We start from the raw sequence: 16,763 nt of genomic DNA on the forward strand, positions 1-16,763 counted from the left end.
GGATGTTCTGCCGGGTCAGGCCTTCGGCGTCTGCGGGGAGGTCGTGCTCGTGTCGCCCGCCGCGTTGTAGCGCAGCAGGTACTCCGCGAAGCCGGCGAGGTCGTCCGCCGTCCAGTCCGCGAGGCGCTCCTGGTAGGCGGAGCGGCGGCTGGCTTGTGTTGATGCGAGCGCTTGGGTTCCGGCCTCGGTGGGGTGCAGCACCTGGATGCGGTGGTCGTTCGGGTCCGGGTGTCGCTCGACCAGTCCCAGTTTCTCCAGGGCGCCGATCTGTCGGCTGACTGTCGATTTGTCCAGCATGTAGTGCGCGGCCAGATCCGTTGCGCGGCAGCCGTGCCGGTCGTCGATGTGCGCCAGCAGCGTGTACGAGACCAGGGGTAGCTCTGGATGGAGGCGGGCCGCCGCGGCGCGCGCGCGGCGCGCGAAGGCGGTCAGTTCGCGCTGGATGACATCCAGTGATTCTTGGCGTTCTCCGGGGGTGCCTGGCACTGCTCCGCCTTCCTCTTCGCCTTCCTCGGGATTTCAGTTGTATAGTACAACGAGTTAGGAGTTGTAAAAGCCAACTATTTGGAGTGTTCCGTATGTCGTCAGGCCCGAGCGCCGCCGCCGGCTCCACCGCCGCCGCTCTGCGTCATGTGCTGAGCCATCTCGTCACGCCGCTGCTGATGTGCATCGGCATGGGGCTTGCCTACCTCGGGGCGTTCCACGCTCCTGAGCCGCACGATCTGCGGGTGGACGTGGTCGGGTCGGGGCCGAGAGCGCAGGTGCTCGCGCAGACGCTGCAGGACAAGGGTGACGGGGCGCTGAGTGTGCGCACGGTCCCCGATCGCGCGACGGCCGTGAACCACCTCAGGACGCAGGCGAGTTACGGTGCCTACCTGCCGGGGAAGCACCCCGAGCTGCTGGTGGCCGGCGCGTCATCGGACACCAGCGCCACGGTGGTCGAAAAGGTCTTCACCAAGGTTGCGGCCGCGGAGGGGGACCCGCTGAAGGTGACGGACACGGCACCGACCGCTGACGGCGATCCGACCGGTCAGGGCATCTTCTTCCTGCTGGTCGCGGTGAGTATCGGCTCGTACGCATCGGTCGCGGTGATCGGTGGTGCGGGCGCGGTGCTGGCGCTGCGGATCCGGGCCGTTCTGACGGTTGCCGCGTCCCTGGCAGTGAGCCTGATCGGAGCGGTCCTCGCCGGTCCGCTGTTCGGTCTCGTGGACCACGGGCTCGGCGGTCTCTGGGCGATGGCCTGGCTCTACTCGCTGGGCATTCTGCTGATCGGCGTCGGGCTGCACACCTTCCTCAAGCGGTGGACGACGCTCTGCGTGATGGTGCTCTTCGTGATGCTCAACTTCACCAGCTCCGGCGGCATCTTCCGGCCCGAGCTGCAGCCCGGCTTCTTCGGTGCGCTGCACTCCTTCTGGAACGGTGCAGGCTTCGTCGAGGGTGTACGCAGCCATGTGTACTTCGGCGGACACGCGCTCGGCCGGCATGTGCTGGTGCTCGCGCTCTGGTTCGTGGTGGGCCTGGCAGTGATGGGTGCGGCAGGGCTGGCCGAGGCGAAGCGGCGGAGGGCCGCCGTGGAGGCGGCTCAGGCCGGCGCCGTCGTCGGGTCCGCCGAGGCCGGGGGAGCACAGGGCCGGGGGCGGCACGTCAAGGCCGAAGCCCGGACCGAGGCGGACGACGAGGAAGACCTGGAGGAAGAACTGGAGGAGGCGGCCGTCGGCGTCTGACCAGGACAGAGTGTTGTCCACAGGCCGTGAGGTCGGTTTTCCACAGGGGCAGACGGCTTTCGGCGGACGGCGGTACCTTCGTCGCAATTGATCTGCGACAGGGCATGGGGCCGGGAGCGCAGGGCGAAGGTGGGGGAGGCTGCGCGCCATGGGCGAAATCGAAGCGACAGTGCCGGTTCAGCGGGCTGTGACAGATGATCCGCGCATTCCGGTCGTGCCCGGATTCGCGCGTCGGGCGACTGTGATGGGCAAGGGTGCGCCGCAGTCGCCCAGGGGGGCGGGCAAGGCGCTGCGGGAGAGGGTGCCCAGGGCCTCTCACTCCGCCCTTGATCTTCCGGCCGGGCGGCCCGATGCCGTGCAGGCGGTCGAGGAGTCGAGCCGGGGCAGGGTGCCCGGTCTCGCCCCGATCCGGGTGGGGCGGATGGCGGCCACACCGTTCGCGTTTCTGCGTGGCTCGGCCGGGCTGATGGCCCATGACCTGGTGGGCACGCCGCTCAGCGGGGTGGGCGCCCAACTCTGCGGCGATGCGCACGCGGCCAATTTCGGGCTGTACGGCGATGCGCGGGGCAGCCTGGTCATCGATCTGAACGATTTCGACGAGACCGTGTTCGGCCCCTGGGAATGGGACCTCAAGCGTCTCGCCACTTCTCTCGTGCTCGCCGGACGCGAGGCAGGAGCGGACGAGGACACCTGCCGCCAGGGCGCATACGACACGGTGGGCGCATACCGGCGGACGATGCGGCTGCTGGCCAGACTGCCCGCGCTCGATGCCTGGAACGCCATCGCGGACGAGGAGCTGGTCTCGCACGCGGATGCGCGGGATCTGCTCGGCACCCTGGAGCGGGTCTCGGAGAAGGCCCGTAACAACACCAGCGCCCGCTTCGCTGCCAAGTCCACCGAGGATTCCGGGGACGGTGGACGCCGCTTCATAGACGCGCCGCCGGTGCTGCGGCGGGTGCCGGACGAGGAGGCCGCGGCCGTGGCGGCAGGACTCGGCGACTATCTGGGCACGATCTCGGAGGACCGGGTACCGCTCCTCGCCAGATACGCGATCCACGACGTGGCGTTCCGGGTGGTCGGCACGGGGAGCGTCGGCACCCGGTCGTACGTGGTGCTCTTGCTCGATCACCGTGGCGAGCCTTTGGTACTGCAGGTGAAGGAGGCACGGCCGTCCGTGCTGGCGCCCTACCTCCCGGCTGTCGGGTTCGATGTGGCGGCGGTGGCGCACGAGGGGCGCCGTGTGGTGCTCGGGCAGAAGCGGATGCAGGTTGTCAGCGACATTCTTTTGGGTTGGGCCACCGTCGACGGGCGCCCGTTCCAGGTGCGGCAGTTCAGGAACCGCAAGGGCAGTGTGGACCCGGCAGCACTGGCAGCCGACCAGGTCGACGACTACGGCCGGATGACCGGGGCGCTGTTGGCCAGGGCCCATGCGCACAGCGCCGACCCGCGGCTGATCGCGGGCTACTGCGGCAAGAACGAGGAGCTGGACGAGGCGGTGGCGGCGTTCGCGGTGACGTACGCGGACCGTACTGAGGCGGACCACGCGGAGCTGGTGCGGGCCATCGGTTCGGGGCGGATAGCCGCCGAACCGGGCGTGTGAGGGGGCATTGGGCCGACCGCGCGTCCGCGGGGCGTGGACGGTGGCCATACGCTGGACGGGTGACCCACGAAGCCGCCGGGGTGTCGACCACCCGGAACGACGATGACCGGCAGGAAAACGACCGGCAGCACGAGCAGCACGGAGGGCCGGCCGGTGCCGATGCTGGTGCCGGTTCGGAAGCCGACGCTGCCGCTGGGACTGACGACAGTACTGGCGGCGCTGCCGATGGAACTGCTGAGGGAGCCCGGCCCGAGGCTCGGCTCGCCAAGGCTGTGCGGGTGGCGGAGCAGGCGCTGATCGAGTTCGAGATCGCGGTGGAGACCTTCCGGGTCGAGGTCGAGAACTTCTCCAGGTTGCACCACCAGAGGCTCGGGCCGATGTACACCCGCCTCGATGAGCTCGATGCGCAGATCGCGGAGGCCCGGGCCGCCAGGACCGGTGACCCCGAAGACCTCCGCAAGGCGCAGGAGGCCCGGGCGATCGTGATGCCGATGCCGGGCATCGACGAGCTGTTCCACGACTGGATCGACTCCGACGGGCTGTCCCCCGAGGCGGCGGCGATGCTGACCGAGCAGCCGGTCCGGCCGCCCAAGCGGGTCCGGCCGACCGAGGAGGCACGCAAGCTGTACCGCGAGCTGGCGCGCAAGGCCCACCCGGACCTGGCGCAGGACGAGACGGAGCGGGCACGCCGGGAGGAATTCATCACCCGCGTCAACGCTGCTTATGGGCGAGGGGACGAGGCGCTGCTGATGGAGCTGGCGCAGGAGTGGGCGGCGGGGCCGGAGGTGCCGGAGGCGGAGCTCAGCGAGAGCGAGGAGCTCTATGCCCGGCTGAACTGGCTGACCCAGCGCAAGGAACTCCTGACGGTGCTCGCCCAGGAGCTCGAGGAGAGCGCGATCGGGGCCATGCTGCGGATGGCGCCCGACGATCCGGACCGGCTGCTCGACGAGATCGCCGATCAGCTGCTGGGCGAGGTCGCTCAGCGTGAGGCGGAGCTGGCGGGTCTGGTGCAGTAGCGTTCCCGGTGACTCTGGAGCGTACGTACGAGAGAAGGCATGACCCATGAATTTCGCCCCGCTGCCCTCGGTGGATGTCGCGGCGGTTCCGTCGGACGGCTTTGTGCTGGACGTCCGGGAGAACGACGAATGGGCGGCCGGGCATGTCGCAGGCGCCCTGCACATTCCGATGAGTGACTTCGTGGGCCGTTTCGGTGAGCTGACCGAAGCTGCCGAGGACGGTCGGCGCGTGCATGTGATGTGCCGGGTCGGTGGCCGGTCCGCCCAGGTCACCCAGTATCTGGTGCAGCAGGGCATCGATGCTGTGAACATCGATGGCGGGTTGCTCGCCTGGGACGGTGCCGGACGCCCGATGGTCACCGACAACGGCAACCCGGCTTTCGTGCTCTGAGATCGGGACCGCTCGGCTGCCGGAGTGCCGGGCTGCTGGAGTGCCGAGCGGACGCTCGACCTGTGTTGTCCGAGGCCTGGCCGGTGTCAGCTGAGGAGGTGCGCGGCCAGTAGGTCGCCCAGCGCCTCCTCGTGTGCCGCCGCCGGGCCGAGGGAGAGCTCGACCTGCTTCGCCCAGGCATGAAAGCGGTGCAGCGGGTAGTCGGTGTCCGCGCCGAAGCCGCCGTGCAGATGCTGTGCCGTCTGCACGACCCGGCGGACACCGTCGGACGCCCAGATCTTCGCTACGGCAATGTCGCCCTCAGCGGGAAGCGCACCGCCGGCCCCGGTGGAGATCCGCCAGGCCGCCTGCCAGAGCGTCACTTCCATGGCCCTCAGGTCGATGTAACGGTCCGCGGCCTGTACGGCGACGGACTGGAAGGTCGCGACGGGAAAGCCGAACTGCTCGCGCTTGCCGGTGTATTCGCTCGTCATGGTCAGCACAGCCTCGCCCAGGCCCAGCGCGAGCGCGCACGTCCCGGTGATGAGCAGGGCGCGCAACCACTCCCAGGCCCCGACGGTGTCGATCAGCGCACGGCTGTCGATCCGTACCGAATCCAGCCGGACCTCGGCGAACAGCTCACCGTTGGTGGAGACCTGTTCGGCGAGAGTGACGCCGTCGTGGGTGGACCGGATCAGGGCCACAACGGCCCGGCCCTCGCCCGTGTGGGCAGGGACCGCGATCCAGTCCGCGGCCTGTGCCCACGGCACCCCTGACTGCACCCCGTCGAGTACCCAGCCCGCAGCATCACCGTCGGCGTCGTCGGGGGCGTTGCCAGGCCCCTCGCCAGGCCGGTTGCCCGCGGGGGCTTCCCGGCGGGCGGTGACAGCGAGCTCGGCCGGATCGTGGCCGGTGCGGCCGTTGGCCCCGACGGTGAGTACCAGCTCGCCCCGGCCGACCCGGGGCAGCAGCTCGACGGCCAGCCCCGCGTCGCCGTAGCGCTGGAGCGCCATCGCGACCACGCACGTCTCCAGCAGCGGCACCCGCGCAAGTACCTTGGCGGACTCACGCAGCACCAGACAGAGCGCGACGAGATCGAGCCCGGCCCCGCCATGCTCCGGCGACAGCGTCAGACTCAATAGGTCGCCTGCGGCGAGCCCTGCCCACAGAGGCCGGTCGATGTCCTCGGCCACCGCTCCCGGTACGAGAGCGGGGCTGGGCACCCCGTCGGGCGCAGCGCCCGAGAAGACTGCTCTCGCTGCCTCAATGGCTGCCTGCTGTTCCTCGGTGAAGGTGAAGTCCACTGTCCCTGGCCTCCCGTGAACCGCTGCTCCCGTACCCAGATCTGACGGATCGTCAAGATAGAACAGGTTCTACGAGAAGGGAACAGGGGGAAGGAGACGGAGAGCGGGCGCGGTCAGCGGTCGAAGTCGAGCTCCACCTCCGGAGTGACGGGATGCGACTGGCACGCCAGCACATAGCCGGCGCCCGTCTCTTCGGGCTCCAGCGCGAAATTGCGGTCCATCCGTACATCGCCCGAGACCAGGAACGCCCGGCAGGTCCCGCACACACCGCCCTTGCAGGCGTACGGCGCGTCGGAGCGGCTGCGAAGCACGGTCTCCAGCAGCGATTCGCCCTCCTGTACCGGCCATGTGCCGGATCGGCCGTCCAGAGTCGCGGTGAGGCTGCTGTGCGCAGGCGTTTCGGCCCGGGTACGGGCAGGTGCGTTCGGGCCGTCGTCCACATGGAAGATTTCCTGGTGGATACGGGTCCGGTCGACGCCCAGGCCGTGCAGCGCGCGTTCGGCGGCCTGTACCAGTCCGAACGGCCCGCACAGATACCAGCCGTCCACCTCCGGCACGGGCAGCAGCGCGGGCAGCAGCGCGGTGAGCCGGTCCCCGTCCAGCCGGCCGGAAGGGAGACCTGCCTGCTGCTCCTCCCGGGAGAGCACCGTGACCAGCTGAAACCGGTCCGGATAGCGGTCCTTGAGGTCGGCGACCTCGTCCAGGAACATCGTCGAGACCGCCGTCCGGTCGCTGCGGATCAGACAGAAACTGGCGTCGGGCTCCCGCGCCAGCAGTGTCGCCGCGATCGACAGCACCGGGGTGATCCCGCTGCCCCCGACGATCGCCGCGAAATGTCCGGCGCGGGGCGTGAGCACGAAGCGGCCCATCGGGGGCATCGACTCGATCAGGTCACCGACGGCGAGTTCCTTGAGCGCGTACGTGGAGAACACGCCTCCGTCGACGAGCCGAATGCCCACCCGTAGCGCCGGATCCGATGGTTCCTCGGTGGCCGGGGAACAGATCGAGTACGAGCGGCGGATCTCCTCGCCGTCGACGTTGTAGCGCACATTGAGGTGTTGGCCGGGCTTGTGGCGGAAGGTCTCGCGCAGCTCGGGCGGCACGGCGAAGGTGAGGGCCACCGAATCGTCCGTGAGCCGTTCGATCGCGCGGACCCGGAGCGGATGGAACATCTACAACTCCTTGAAGTGGTCGAACGGTTCGCGGCACGTCACACAGCGGCGCAGTGCCTTGCATGCGGTGGAGGAGAACCGGCTCAGCAGCTCCGTATCGGTCGAGCCGCAGTGCGGGCAGCGGACCGAGAGCGTGAGCGGCACCGGGCCGCCCGCGGGGGCCGTCGCATTGTGCGGGCGCGGGGGCGCGATGCCGAACTCGGCCAGCTTGCGCCGCCCTTCCGCGCTGATGTCGTTCGTGGACCAGGCAGGCGAGAGCACGGTGACCACGGAGACTTCCGGTATGCCGTGGTCGTGCAGCACCCGCTCGATGTCGACGGACATGGCCTCGATCGCCGGGCAGCCGGTGTAGGTCGGGGTGAGGCGCACCGTGACCTTGCCGGGTGCCACCACGTCCACGCCCCGGAGCACCCCCAGCTCGTCCAGGGTCAGCACGGGCAGTTCGGGATCGGGTACGGAGCCTGCCAGCCGGTGCAGCTCCTCCTCCAGGAGCGTTTCGGTCACCATGACGCCCCCGGGTGGCTGCGGTGCAGGTGCTGCATCTCGGCGATCATCCGGCCGAAGGGTTCGGTGTGGATGCCCTGGCGTCCCGCGCCCGCCGTCCACGCTCCGAACTGCGGGCCGGCCGGTACGGTCAGCGTGGCCTGCTGCAGCACTGCGGTGACGGACTCCAGCCAGCCGCTGTTCAGCGACCGCCAGTCGATCTCCACGCCCTCGACGGGCTGGAACAGCTCGCCGGTGAACCGCCACAGGGCGACGACCCCGCGCTGCATCCGCTCATGACTCTCGGCCGTGCCGTCGCCGAGCCGCAGCGTCCAGCGCTCCGCATGGTCCTGGTGGTAGGCGACCTCCTTGACCGCCTTCGCCGCCAGCCCGGCGAACGGACTCTCGCCGGTCGCCAGCTGCTCGTAGAGCAGTCGCTGGTACGTGGAGAAGTAGAGCTGGCGGGCGATGGTGTGGGCGAAGTCGCCGTTCGGCTGCTCGACCAGTTGGACGTTGCGGAAGGCGCGCTCCTCGCGCAGATACGCCAGCTCGTCCTCGTCCCCGACAAGGGAGAGCAGCACCCGGGCCTGTCCCAACAGGTCCAGGGCGATGTTGGCCAGGGCCACTTCCTCTTCCAGTACGGGGGCGTGGCCCGCCCACTCCCCCAGCCGGTGCGAGAGCACCAGCGCGTCGTCGCCCAGGGCGAGGGCCGCGGTCACAGGTGCTTCACCCCTTCCGGGATCTCGTAGAACGTCGGGTGCCGGTACGGCTTGTCACCGGCCGGCTCGAAGAAGGAGTCCTTCTCGTCGGGCGAGGAGGCCGTGACCTGTGCGGACGGGACCACCCAGATGGAGACGCCCTCGGAGCGGCGCGTGTACAGATCGCGCGCGTTGCGCAGGGCCATTTCCGCGTCCGGGGCGTGCAGGCTGCCCGCGTGGGTGTGGGACAGCCCGCGGCGCGAACGCACGAACACCTCCCAAAGCGGCCATTCGGTCGAGCTGCTCATGCTGTTGCCTCCCCGTTCCGTACTGCTGTGTGCTTCTCGGCGTACGCAACCGCCGCGTCCCGGACCCAGGAGCCCTCCTCGTGCGCCCGGCGGCGCTGAGTGAGGCGCTGCTCGTTGCACGGGCCGTTGCCCTTGAGGACCTCCTGGAACTCCTGCCAGTCGATCGCCCCGAAGTCGTGCTGTCCACGCTCCTCGTTCCACCGGAGGTCCGGGTCCGGGAGGGTGAGCCCCAGCGCCTCGGCCTGTGGGACACAGATGTCCACGAAGCGCTGCCGCAGCTCGTCGTTGGAGTGCCGCTTGATCTTCCAGGCCATTGACTGTGCCGAGTGGGCCGATGCGTCATCCGGCGGGCCGAACATCATCAGGGACGGCCACCACCAGCGGTTCACCGCGTCCTGCGCCATCTCGTGCTGTGCCGGGGTGCCGCGGCTGAGGGTGAGCAGCAGTTCGTAACCCTGACGCTGGTGAAAAGACTCCTCCTTGCAGATACGGACCATCGCTCGGGCGTACGGGCCGTAGGAGCAGCGACAGAGCGGAACCTGGTTGGTGATCGCGGCGCCGTCCACGAGCCAGCCGATCGCGCCGACGTCCGCCCAGGTCAGCGTCGGGTAATTGAAGATCGATGAATACCTTTGGCGGCCTGCGTGGAGCTTGTCGAGCAGCTCCTCGCGGCCGGTGCCGAGGGTTTCCGCGGCGCTGTACAGATAGAGCCCGTGTCCGGCTTCGTCCTGCACCTTGGCCATGAGGATCGCCTTGCGGCGCAGCGAGGGCGCTCGCGAGATCCAGTTTGCCTCCGGCTGCATTCCGATGATTTCGGAGTGGGCATGCTGGGCCATTTGCCTGACCAGTGAGGCACGGTAGGCATCCGGCATCCAGTCGCGCGGCTCGATGCGCTCGTCCGCCGCCACCGCACGATCGAAGGCCGCCTCCAGGGCCTCGTCCGCCCCTTCGGGCCTGCCTGCTCCTGCCTGCGCTGTCTGGTCCGCAGTCACTGCCGTCATCCCGGACTCCCTACCGACCGACCGATCGTTCGGTTCAATTTCTTCAATGGTGAGTCGGCGGCCCGTAGGGTGTCAACCCTGTGGATAACTCACCGGGGATCGACGGGGATCGGGGCGGGATGGATTCGTACGACGACAGGGGTGTCGGGAGCGGGAACGGGAGCGCCGGGCCAGGGCCGGGGCAGAGCGAGGACGCGTCGTCCGGCGCCGGTCGGGGGGCGGGTCAAGGTCCCCGTGTCGGCATGGCTGCACTCTCACTTCCGTACCAGATCGTTGCCGCGATCGCACTGTCGGTCATCGGGCTGGTCGCCTGCGCTCAGCTGGCCATGGTGTTCCTGCACGTCGCACCCTCCAACACCCTGACCAAGCAGCACGGCGAAGCGGTCGACGACTGGGTCTATCCCGAGTTCGAGCAGAACTGGAAGCTCTTCGCCCCGAACCCGCTTCAGCAGAATGTGGCCATTCATGTACGAGCCGAGATAGCCGGCGCCGACGGCCGCCGCACCACCCCCTGGATGAGTCTCTCCGGTGAGGACGGCAAGGCGATACGCGGCAATCCGCTCCCCAGCCACATCCATCAGAACGAGCTCCGTCGTGCCTGGGACTTCTATCTCGGTTCCCATGACAACGAGAACCGGGCGAACGGCCTGCGCGGAGAGTTCTCCGAGCGTTACATCCGCCGCATCGCGATGTTGCGCCTCGGCGAACACGACTACGGCGGCACCGTCGAGCGCATCCAGATCCGTTCCGAGGTGCGGTCCGTCGCGGCACCCGGATGGAGCGAGGAGAAGATCAGCACGGAGCCGTCCTACCGGGTGCTGCCGTGGTGGACCGTAACCCCCGCCGACCTTCCCGAGAACGCCAAGGGGGCGGACAAGTGAGTAAGTTCACCTTCGACCGCAAGCTCGCCCGCGGTATCCAGCGCATCACTTCCTCGGCTCTGGGCCCGTACCAGACCGCCGTCATCCGGATCGGTTTCTCCGCCACCTATCTGCTGTTCCTGCTGCGCGAACTGCCGCACCGCCACGAGATGTACGGACCCGACGCGCCGTGGAGCTGGGACATGGCGCAGCAACTCATATCGGGCAATCAGGCCTTCACCACACTCATGTGGTCGGACAGCACGGTCTGGTTCGAGATCGTGTACGCGGTTGCTCTGCTCTCCGCCGCGCTGCTGATGGTCGGCTGGCGCACCCGCGCCATGTCGGTCCTCTTCATGGCCGGTGTGCTCTCCCTGCAGAACCGCAGCATTTTCATGGGAGACGGCGGCGACAACGTCATCCATCTGATGGCGATCTACCTCGTGCTGACGCGCTGCGGGCAGGTCTGGTCGTTGGATGCGCGGCGTGCTGCGCGTGCGGTCCGTGTGGCGGATGTGGATGCGGAGGACAATGGTCCGCGACGTTCGGTGCGGCGGGATGTGGCCGGTCCGGTTCTCTGGGTGGTACTCGGTCTGGTTCTGACCGTGGCCACCGTGACAGATGGCCTCGGCGGTACCTGGTGGCTGCCGGTTCTTTTCTGGATCCTCTGGGTCGGCCAGGGTGCCTGGTGGGCCGTGAATCGCTACGCGCCGCACAACGAAGCGCGCACCCTGCTGGATGTCGTCGCCAATCTCGCCCACAACGCGACCCTCGTCGTCATCATGGCCGAGGTCTGCCTGATCTATGCGACAGCAGGGTGGTACAAGATCCAGGGTTCGCGGTGGCAGGACGGCACGGCGTTGTACTACCCGCTCAAGCTCGACTACTTCACGCCTTGGCCCGGGCTGTCGGACATCCTCGCGTCCAGCGGTGTCATGGTGATGCTGCTGACGTACGGCACGGTCATCGTCCAGGTTGCCTTCCCCTTCACCCTGCTCAACCGCCGGGTCAAGAACGTCCTGCTCGTCGTCATGATGTGTGAGCACGCCGGAATCGCCCTGCTGCTCGGGCTGCCGTTCTTCTCGATGGCGATGATCGCCGCCGACTCCGTCTTCCTGCCGACCGTCTTCCTGGTGTGGCTCGGCGGCCGGGTGACCCACGGGCGGGAGCTGCTGTTCTCGCGCAGGGGCAAGGTGCCGGGGCAGCGGCGTGCCGTCGACGACCAGGAGACTCTGCAGCACAGCGGCGACGGGGGCCATACGCTCGTCGGGTGAGTAGTGAGAGCGGCAGCAGTAGCAGCACCGGTAATACAGGCAGTAACGGCGGGGATTCGTCGACCGAAGCGTCCGGAGGGCTCGGACGTGAACCGTCCGTCGGATCCGAGCCGGCGACGGAACCCATGCAGTACGACGACGGATTCGTGACGGAGATCGGCGTCGGGCCGCATCCGCTGCCTTGGCCCGTGGACGAGCGGTACGACCCCGAGCTGCTTGCCCACGGCGACCGGCGCAACGTGGGCGACGCCTACCGGTACTGGACACGGGAGGCGATCGTCGCCGATTTGGATCTGCGGCGGCATGACTTCCATGTGGCGGTCGAGAACTGGGGCCACGATTTCAATATCGGCTCCGTGGTGCGCACCGCGAACGCCTTCCTCGCCAAGGAGATCCACATCGTGGGGCGGCGGCGCTGGAACCGGCGCGGTGCGATGGTCACCGACCGGTACCAGCATGTGCGGCACCACCCCGACACAGAATCGCTGACCGCGTGGGCGGTGGCGGAGGGGTTGCCGATCATCGGGATCGACAATCTGCCGGGGGCGGTGCCACTGGAGCGGACCGAGCTGCCGCGGCGGTGTGTGCTGCTCTTCGGACAGGAAGGGCCCGGACTGACCGAGGAGGCCCGAAAGCATGCGGCGATGGTGTGCTCCATTGCGCAGTTCGGGTCGACGCGGTCGATCAATGCGGGGGCTGCGGCTGCGATTGCCATGCATGCGTGGGTGCAGCGGTATGCGGAGATTCAGGGGGCGGGGCGGGAGTAGAGGGCCGGGCGCCCGGAGGGAGGGCCGGGGTTTTGAGGTAGGTGGGTGTGGGCACGGGTGGACGCCTGCGGCGGGTCTTTTCCCCTGCCCGCCTCTTCCCGTAACCGGGGGCTCCGCCCCCTCCCGGACCCCCGCTCCTCAAACGTCGGAGAGGCTGATTGGGGAGCCCGGAAGATCACGGGGGCGGAGGAGCGGAGGATTACGCCTGGCGGCGGACTTCCACCATGCGGAAGCGGCTTGCTACGAAGGCTCCGTCACACAGGGCCGCGTTCGCTGCGGGGTTGCCGCCCGAACCGTGAAAGTCGGAGAACGCCGCGGTCTGGTTGACGTACACCCCGCCAGTCAGGTTCAGCGAGAGCTGGGCCGACTCTTCCAGACAGGCGTCCTCCACCGCGCGTTCCACCTCCGGTGAGGTGGTGTACGCGCCTACCGTCATCGCGCCCTTGTCGCGGATCGTGCGGCGGAGCAGTTCCACGGCGTCGGCTGTCGAGTCGACCGCTACTGCGAAGGAGACCGGTCCGAAGCACTCGGACAGGTAGTGCTCCTCGTCGTCGGGCTTGGTGCCGTCCAGTTTGACGACGACGGGGGTGCGGACCACGGCGCCTGGGAATTCCGGGTTGGCCACCTCGCGGGAGGGCAGGGCGACTTCGCCCAGGTCCGCGGCTGCCTCCAGGCGGGCCTTCACGTCGGGGTTGACCAGGGCGCCGAGCAGTGCGTTCGCCCGGGCGTCGTCGCCCAGCAGTCCGTTGACCGCGGCGGCGATGTCGTCGACGACTTCGTCGTACGTCTTGTCGCCGGCATCGGTCGTGATGCCGTCCCGGGGGATCAGCAGGTTCTGCGGAGTGGTGCACATCTGGCCGCTGTACAGCGACAGGGAGAACGCCAGGTTGGCGAGCATGCCCTGGTAGTTGTCGGTGGAGTCGAGGACGATCGTGTTGACTCCGGCCTTCTCCGTGTAGACCTGGGCCTGGCGGGCGTTGGTCTCCAGCCAGTCGCCGAAGGCGGTGGATCCGGTGTAGTCGATGATCTTGATTTCGGGGCGGACCGCGAGGGTCTTCGCGATGCCTTCGCCCGGCCGCTCGGCCGCAAGAGCTACCAGGTTGGGGTCGAAGCCCGCCTCGCCGAGCACCTCGCGGGCCAGCTGCACCGTGAGCGCGAGCGGAAGCACGGCGCGCGGGTGCGGCTTGACCAGGACGGGGTTGCCGGTGGCCAGGGAGGCGAAGAGGCCGGGATAGCCGTTCCACGTGGGGAACGTGTTGCAGCCGATCAGGAGCGAGATGCCGCGGGGTGCCGGGGTGAACGACTTGTGCAGTTGGAGCGGGTCGCGCTTGCCCTGCGGCTTGGACCAGTCGGCGCTCTGCGGGGTACGGACCTGCTCCTCGTACGCGTATGCCACCGCTTCCAGGCCGCGGTCCTGGGCGTGCGGGCCGCCCGCCTGGAACGCCATCATGAAGGCCTGGCCGCTGGTGTGCATCACGGCGTGGCCGAACTCATGGGTCCTGGCACTGATCCGCGCCAGGATTTCCAGACAGACCAGGGCCCTGGTCTCGGGGCCTGCCGCACGCCAGGCAGCCATTCCCGTGCGCATCGCCGGCAGCAGGACGTCCAGGTCGGCGTGCGGATATTCGACGCCGAGCTCCGGTCCGTAAGGAGAGGTCTCTTGGCCCGTCCAGCCGTCGGTGCCCGGCTGGCCGAGGTCGAGCCGGGTGTGCAGCACGGCGTCGAAGGCCGCTTTGCCCTCGGTGGCGCTCAGGCTGCCGGGGACGCCGCCCTCGCCGTATGCCTTCGGGTGCTCGGGATGCGGGGACCAGTAGGCGCGCGTACGGATCGCGTCGAGGGCCTGGTCGAGCGTGGGGCGGTGCTTCTCGGACAGCAGGTGCGGGGAGAGCTCGGCGGCCATGACGGACCAACTCCTCATCGAGCTGGGCAGGGACGGGCGGACAGAGTTAGAGTAACCGAACGATCGGTCGGGACAAGGGGGCCCGCCAAACCTGTGGACAACTCGTAGGGGAGGATCGCGGACATGACCACGGCCAAGCGGGACACGTACACCCCGGAGACTCTGCTCACCGTCGCCGTCCGTGTCTTCAACGAGCGCGGCTACGACGGCACGTCCATGGAGCATCTCTCCAAGGCGGCGGGCATCTCCAAGTCGTCCATCTATCACCATGTCGCGGGCAAGGAGGAACTGCTCCGCCGTGCGGTCAGCCGGGCGCTGGACGGGCTCTTCGGGATCCTCGACGAGCCGGGAGCGATGCAGGGACGTGCGATCGAGCGGGTCGAGTACGTCACCCGTCGTACCGTCGATGTGCTGATAGCCGAACTGCCCTACGTCACGCTGCTGCTGCGCGTACGGGGCAATACGAAGACCGAGCGCTGGGCCATGGAGCGGCGGCGCGAGTTCGACCATCGGGTGACCGATCTGCTCAGGGCGGCGGTCGCGGACGGCGATCTCCGCTCCGACGTGGACATACGGCTGGTGACACGGCTGCTGTTCGGGATGGTCAACTCCCTGGTGGAGTGGTATCGGCCGCAACCGGACGGCGGCGTCGACGGGGAGCGGCTGGCGGACACGCTCGTCCGGGTGGCCTTCGAGGGGATGCGGTCCAGCCGCTGAGCCGTTGACGGCCGGACAGGCCCGGACCACCATCCTTCGGCATGACCGCTGTCTTGCGTGCTCCTGTTCTGCGGGTTCCCGGGATCCTGTCCGCTGCCGCGCTGCTTGCGGCCGTGTCGCTGACCGGATGCGGTGGGGGCGACGGTGACGGAGGGGGCGACGCGGACGGACACGGCGGCCGGAGCGCGACCGGGGCCGTGGCGCCGGACGATTTCGGCTGTCTGACGTCGGAGGAGGCGAAGGCTGCTTCCCTCCCCTTCAAGTCCGCGGACGGGACCGAGACCGGCGCCTATGTACCGGGCGGTGAGAGCGGCGGCGGGACCGGCGCGGGGATCGTGCTCGCGCACCAGTCCGACGGCACCGCCTGCCAGTGGAAGGACAAGGCCGACGAGCTGTACCGGGGCGGCTATCGGGTGCTCGCGGTCAATTCGGCGGGCCAGGAGGTCTCCGAGATCGTCGGGGCGGCCGGGTACCTGCGCGGCAAGGGCGCGAAGAAGCTGCTGCTGATGGGGGCGTCCAAGGGAGGTACCGCCGTACTCACCGCTGCGCCTGCCGTACGGCCGCAGCCGGACGCGGTGATCGCGCTCTCCGCGCCGACGGTGTACTCCGCGATGAACGCTTTGGACGCCGTCCCGAAGCTGACCGCGCCGGTGCTCTACATGGCCGCCGAGTACGACGAGTCCTTCGGGGAGGATGCGAAGGCGCTGAACAAGGCCAGCACCAAGGCGTCGGAGCACAAGTTGATCTACATCAGGGGTGCGGGCGAGCACGGGGTGGCGCTGCTCGACAGCGTGGAGAACTGGGCCACGGTCCAGGCATTCCTGAAGAAGTACGGTTCCTGAAGAAGTTCCGGTCCCGATTCGGATTGCTGGTTCCCGGCGTTCACCGGTCCCGTCAGGTCAGCTCGGTGGGTCTGGCCGGGCCCGGGGCCAGGTCCGTCTCCTCGAACACCAGAAGTGTGCGGGTGGAGAGCACCTCCGGGATGGCCTGGATCCTGGTCAGGACCAGCTCGCGCAGCGACCGGTTGTCCGGGGTGTGCACCAGCAGCAGGACATCGAAGTCGCCGCTGACCAGTGCGATGTGCGTGGCCCCCGGCAGCGCCTGGAGCTGCTCGCGCACGGTGCGCCAGGAATTCTGGACGATCTTGAGGGTGATGTAGGCGGAGGCGCCCTGCCCCGCCCGCTCGTGGTTCACACGCGCGCTGAAACCGCGGATCACGCCGTCGTCGATGAGCCGATTGATCCGGGCATACGCGTTGGCCCGGGACACATGGACGCGATCGGCCACCGACCGTATCGAGGCACGTCCGTCCGTCTGGAGCAGTCGCAGGATGTCGCGGTCGATGGCGTCGAGCGGGCGCGCGGGCGGAGCCTGGCCGGGGTCCTCGCCCCCGTCGGCCATTTGTTCAGCTGACATGTGCCCCCGCCTCCCTGTCCTGGACGACCTGCCCCTATCCCAAGCTGTGGAGAACCGTTTGTCCACAGGCTGAAGGTGCCTGTAGCCAAAATGCGCTCGCGACCGAACAATCGGTAGGTGAGGCACGCCACATCAGCGCCTCGGACAGTGCTC

At 68.7% G+C, this 16,763-nt stretch carries 18 protein-coding genes; 9 read left to right on the forward strand and 9 right to left on the reverse strand.

Annotated features, from left to right (window positions below; all coding sequences use genetic code 11):
- Nucleotides 1–15 precede the first annotated feature (15 nt).
- The gene (locus IEZ15_RS13010; protein WP_114245489.1) at nucleotides 16–486 is read right to left on the reverse strand and encodes a MarR family winged helix-turn-helix transcriptional regulator; all 471 of its coding nucleotides are present in this window, start codon (nucleotides 484–486) and stop codon (nucleotides 16–18) included.
- Between the two features lie 92 nt (nucleotides 487–578).
- Here IEZ15_RS13010 and IEZ15_RS13015 point away from each other — a divergent pair, with 92 nt between their 5' ends.
- The 4 genes from IEZ15_RS13015 (at nucleotide 579) to IEZ15_RS13030 (ending at nucleotide 4,731) form a co-directional block, all read left to right on the forward strand.
- Complete coding sequence (locus IEZ15_RS13015; protein WP_189276658.1) at nucleotides 579–1,724, forward strand: ABC-2 transporter permease; 1,146 nt, start codon at nucleotides 579–581, stop codon at nucleotides 1,722–1,724.
- 148 nt (nucleotides 1,725–1,872) lie between these two features.
- The gene (locus IEZ15_RS13020; RefSeq protein WP_189276660.1) at nucleotides 1,873–3,324 is read left to right on the forward strand and encodes a DUF2252 domain-containing protein; all 1,452 of its coding nucleotides are present in this window, start codon (nucleotides 1,873–1,875) and stop codon (nucleotides 3,322–3,324) included.
- 59 nt (nucleotides 3,325–3,383) lie between these two features.
- Complete coding sequence (locus IEZ15_RS13025; protein ID WP_189276661.1) at nucleotides 3,384–4,340, forward strand: J domain-containing protein; 957 nt, start codon at nucleotides 3,384–3,386, stop codon at nucleotides 4,338–4,340.
- A gap of 46 nt (nucleotides 4,341–4,386) precedes the next feature.
- Nucleotides 4,387–4,731: a rhodanese-like domain-containing protein gene (locus IEZ15_RS13030; protein WP_114245485.1), complete on the forward strand. Its 345-nt coding sequence runs from the start codon at nucleotides 4,387–4,389 to the stop codon at nucleotides 4,729–4,731.
- An 86-nt stretch (nucleotides 4,732–4,817) separates the two neighbouring features.
- Here IEZ15_RS13030 and IEZ15_RS13035 read toward each other — a convergent pair whose 3' ends face one another.
- The 6 genes from IEZ15_RS13035 to paaA form a co-directional block, all read right to left on the reverse strand.
- Nucleotides 4,818–6,014 (reverse strand): acyl-CoA dehydrogenase family protein, encoded by a 1,197-nt coding sequence (locus IEZ15_RS13035; protein ID WP_189276662.1) that lies wholly within the window; start codon nucleotides 6,012–6,014, stop codon nucleotides 4,818–4,820.
- Nucleotides 6,015–6,127: 113 nt separating this feature from the next.
- Entirely contained in the window at nucleotides 6,128–7,186 is a 1,059-nt protein-coding gene (locus tag IEZ15_RS13040) for a 2Fe-2S iron-sulfur cluster-binding protein (RefSeq protein ID WP_189276663.1), read from the reverse strand.
- Nucleotides 7,187–7,693 (reverse strand): 1,2-phenylacetyl-CoA epoxidase subunit PaaD, encoded by a 507-nt coding sequence (paaD, locus tag IEZ15_RS13045; RefSeq protein WP_189276664.1) that lies wholly within the window; start codon nucleotides 7,691–7,693, stop codon nucleotides 7,187–7,189.
- Nucleotides 7,687–8,388: a 1,2-phenylacetyl-CoA epoxidase subunit PaaC gene (gene paaC, locus IEZ15_RS13050; RefSeq protein ID WP_189276665.1), complete on the reverse strand. Its 702-nt coding sequence runs from the start codon at nucleotides 8,386–8,388 to the stop codon at nucleotides 7,687–7,689. The genes paaD and paaC overlap by 7 nt, the downstream gene beginning before the upstream one ends.
- Nucleotides 8,385–8,675, reverse strand: coding sequence for a 1,2-phenylacetyl-CoA epoxidase subunit PaaB (paaB, locus tag IEZ15_RS13055; RefSeq protein WP_093548044.1), 291 nt, complete (start codon nucleotides 8,673–8,675; stop codon nucleotides 8,385–8,387). The genes paaC and paaB overlap by 4 nt, the downstream gene beginning before the upstream one ends.
- Nucleotides 8,672–9,676 (reverse strand): 1,2-phenylacetyl-CoA epoxidase subunit PaaA, encoded by a 1,005-nt coding sequence (gene paaA, locus IEZ15_RS13060; protein ID WP_189276666.1) that lies wholly within the window; start codon nucleotides 9,674–9,676, stop codon nucleotides 8,672–8,674. The genes paaB and paaA overlap by 4 nt, the downstream gene beginning before the upstream one ends.
- A 119-nt stretch (nucleotides 9,677–9,795) precedes the next feature.
- On the opposite strand from paaA, the gene IEZ15_RS13065 reads away from it, so the two are divergent.
- From IEZ15_RS13065 to IEZ15_RS13075, 3 genes are all read left to right on the forward strand, one after another.
- Nucleotides 9,796–10,557 (forward strand): DUF5819 family protein, encoded by a 762-nt coding sequence (locus IEZ15_RS13065; RefSeq protein WP_114245479.1) that lies wholly within the window; start codon nucleotides 9,796–9,798, stop codon nucleotides 10,555–10,557.
- Nucleotides 10,452–11,810 carry an HTTM domain-containing protein gene (locus IEZ15_RS13070; protein WP_229845863.1) on the forward strand — a complete coding sequence of 453 codons (1,359 nt, stop codon included), beginning with the start codon at nucleotides 10,452–10,454 and terminating at the stop codon, nucleotides 11,808–11,810. Before IEZ15_RS13065 ends, IEZ15_RS13070 begins: the two co-directional genes overlap by 106 nt.
- Nucleotides 11,811–11,935: 125 nt before the next feature.
- Nucleotides 11,936–12,577, forward strand: coding sequence for a TrmH family RNA methyltransferase (locus IEZ15_RS13075; protein WP_189276669.1), 642 nt, complete (start codon nucleotides 11,936–11,938; stop codon nucleotides 12,575–12,577).
- A 199-nt stretch (nucleotides 12,578–12,776) separates the two neighbouring features.
- Here the strand turns inward: IEZ15_RS13075 and paaN are convergent, their stop codons facing one another.
- A complete protein-coding gene (paaN, locus tag IEZ15_RS13080) occupies nucleotides 12,777–14,477 on the reverse strand; it encodes a phenylacetic acid degradation protein PaaN (protein WP_189276671.1) in 1,701 nt (566 codons plus the stop codon).
- A gap of 123 nt (nucleotides 14,478–14,600) precedes the next feature.
- Between paaN and IEZ15_RS13085 the strand changes: the two genes are divergently transcribed.
- Both IEZ15_RS13085 and IEZ15_RS13090 read left to right on the forward strand, forming a co-directional pair.
- Entirely contained in the window at nucleotides 14,601–15,194 is a 594-nt protein-coding gene (locus tag IEZ15_RS13085; protein WP_189276673.1) for a TetR/AcrR family transcriptional regulator, read from the forward strand.
- A gap of 41 nt (nucleotides 15,195–15,235) precedes the next feature.
- Nucleotides 15,236–16,036, forward strand: coding sequence for an alpha/beta hydrolase family protein (locus IEZ15_RS13090; RefSeq protein WP_189276675.1), 801 nt, complete (start codon nucleotides 15,236–15,238; stop codon nucleotides 16,034–16,036).
- Between the two features lie 52 nt (nucleotides 16,037–16,088).
- Here IEZ15_RS13090 and IEZ15_RS13095 read toward each other — a convergent pair whose 3' ends face one another.
- Entirely contained in the window at nucleotides 16,089–16,595 is a 507-nt protein-coding gene (locus IEZ15_RS13095; protein ID WP_114245473.1) for an Lrp/AsnC family transcriptional regulator, read from the reverse strand.
- Nucleotides 16,596–16,763 lie beyond the last annotated feature (168 nt).

Source organism: Streptomyces atratus (assembly GCF_014648655.1).
Taxonomy (GTDB): Bacteria; Actinomycetota; Actinomycetes; order Streptomycetales; family Streptomycetaceae; genus Streptomyces; species Streptomyces atratus.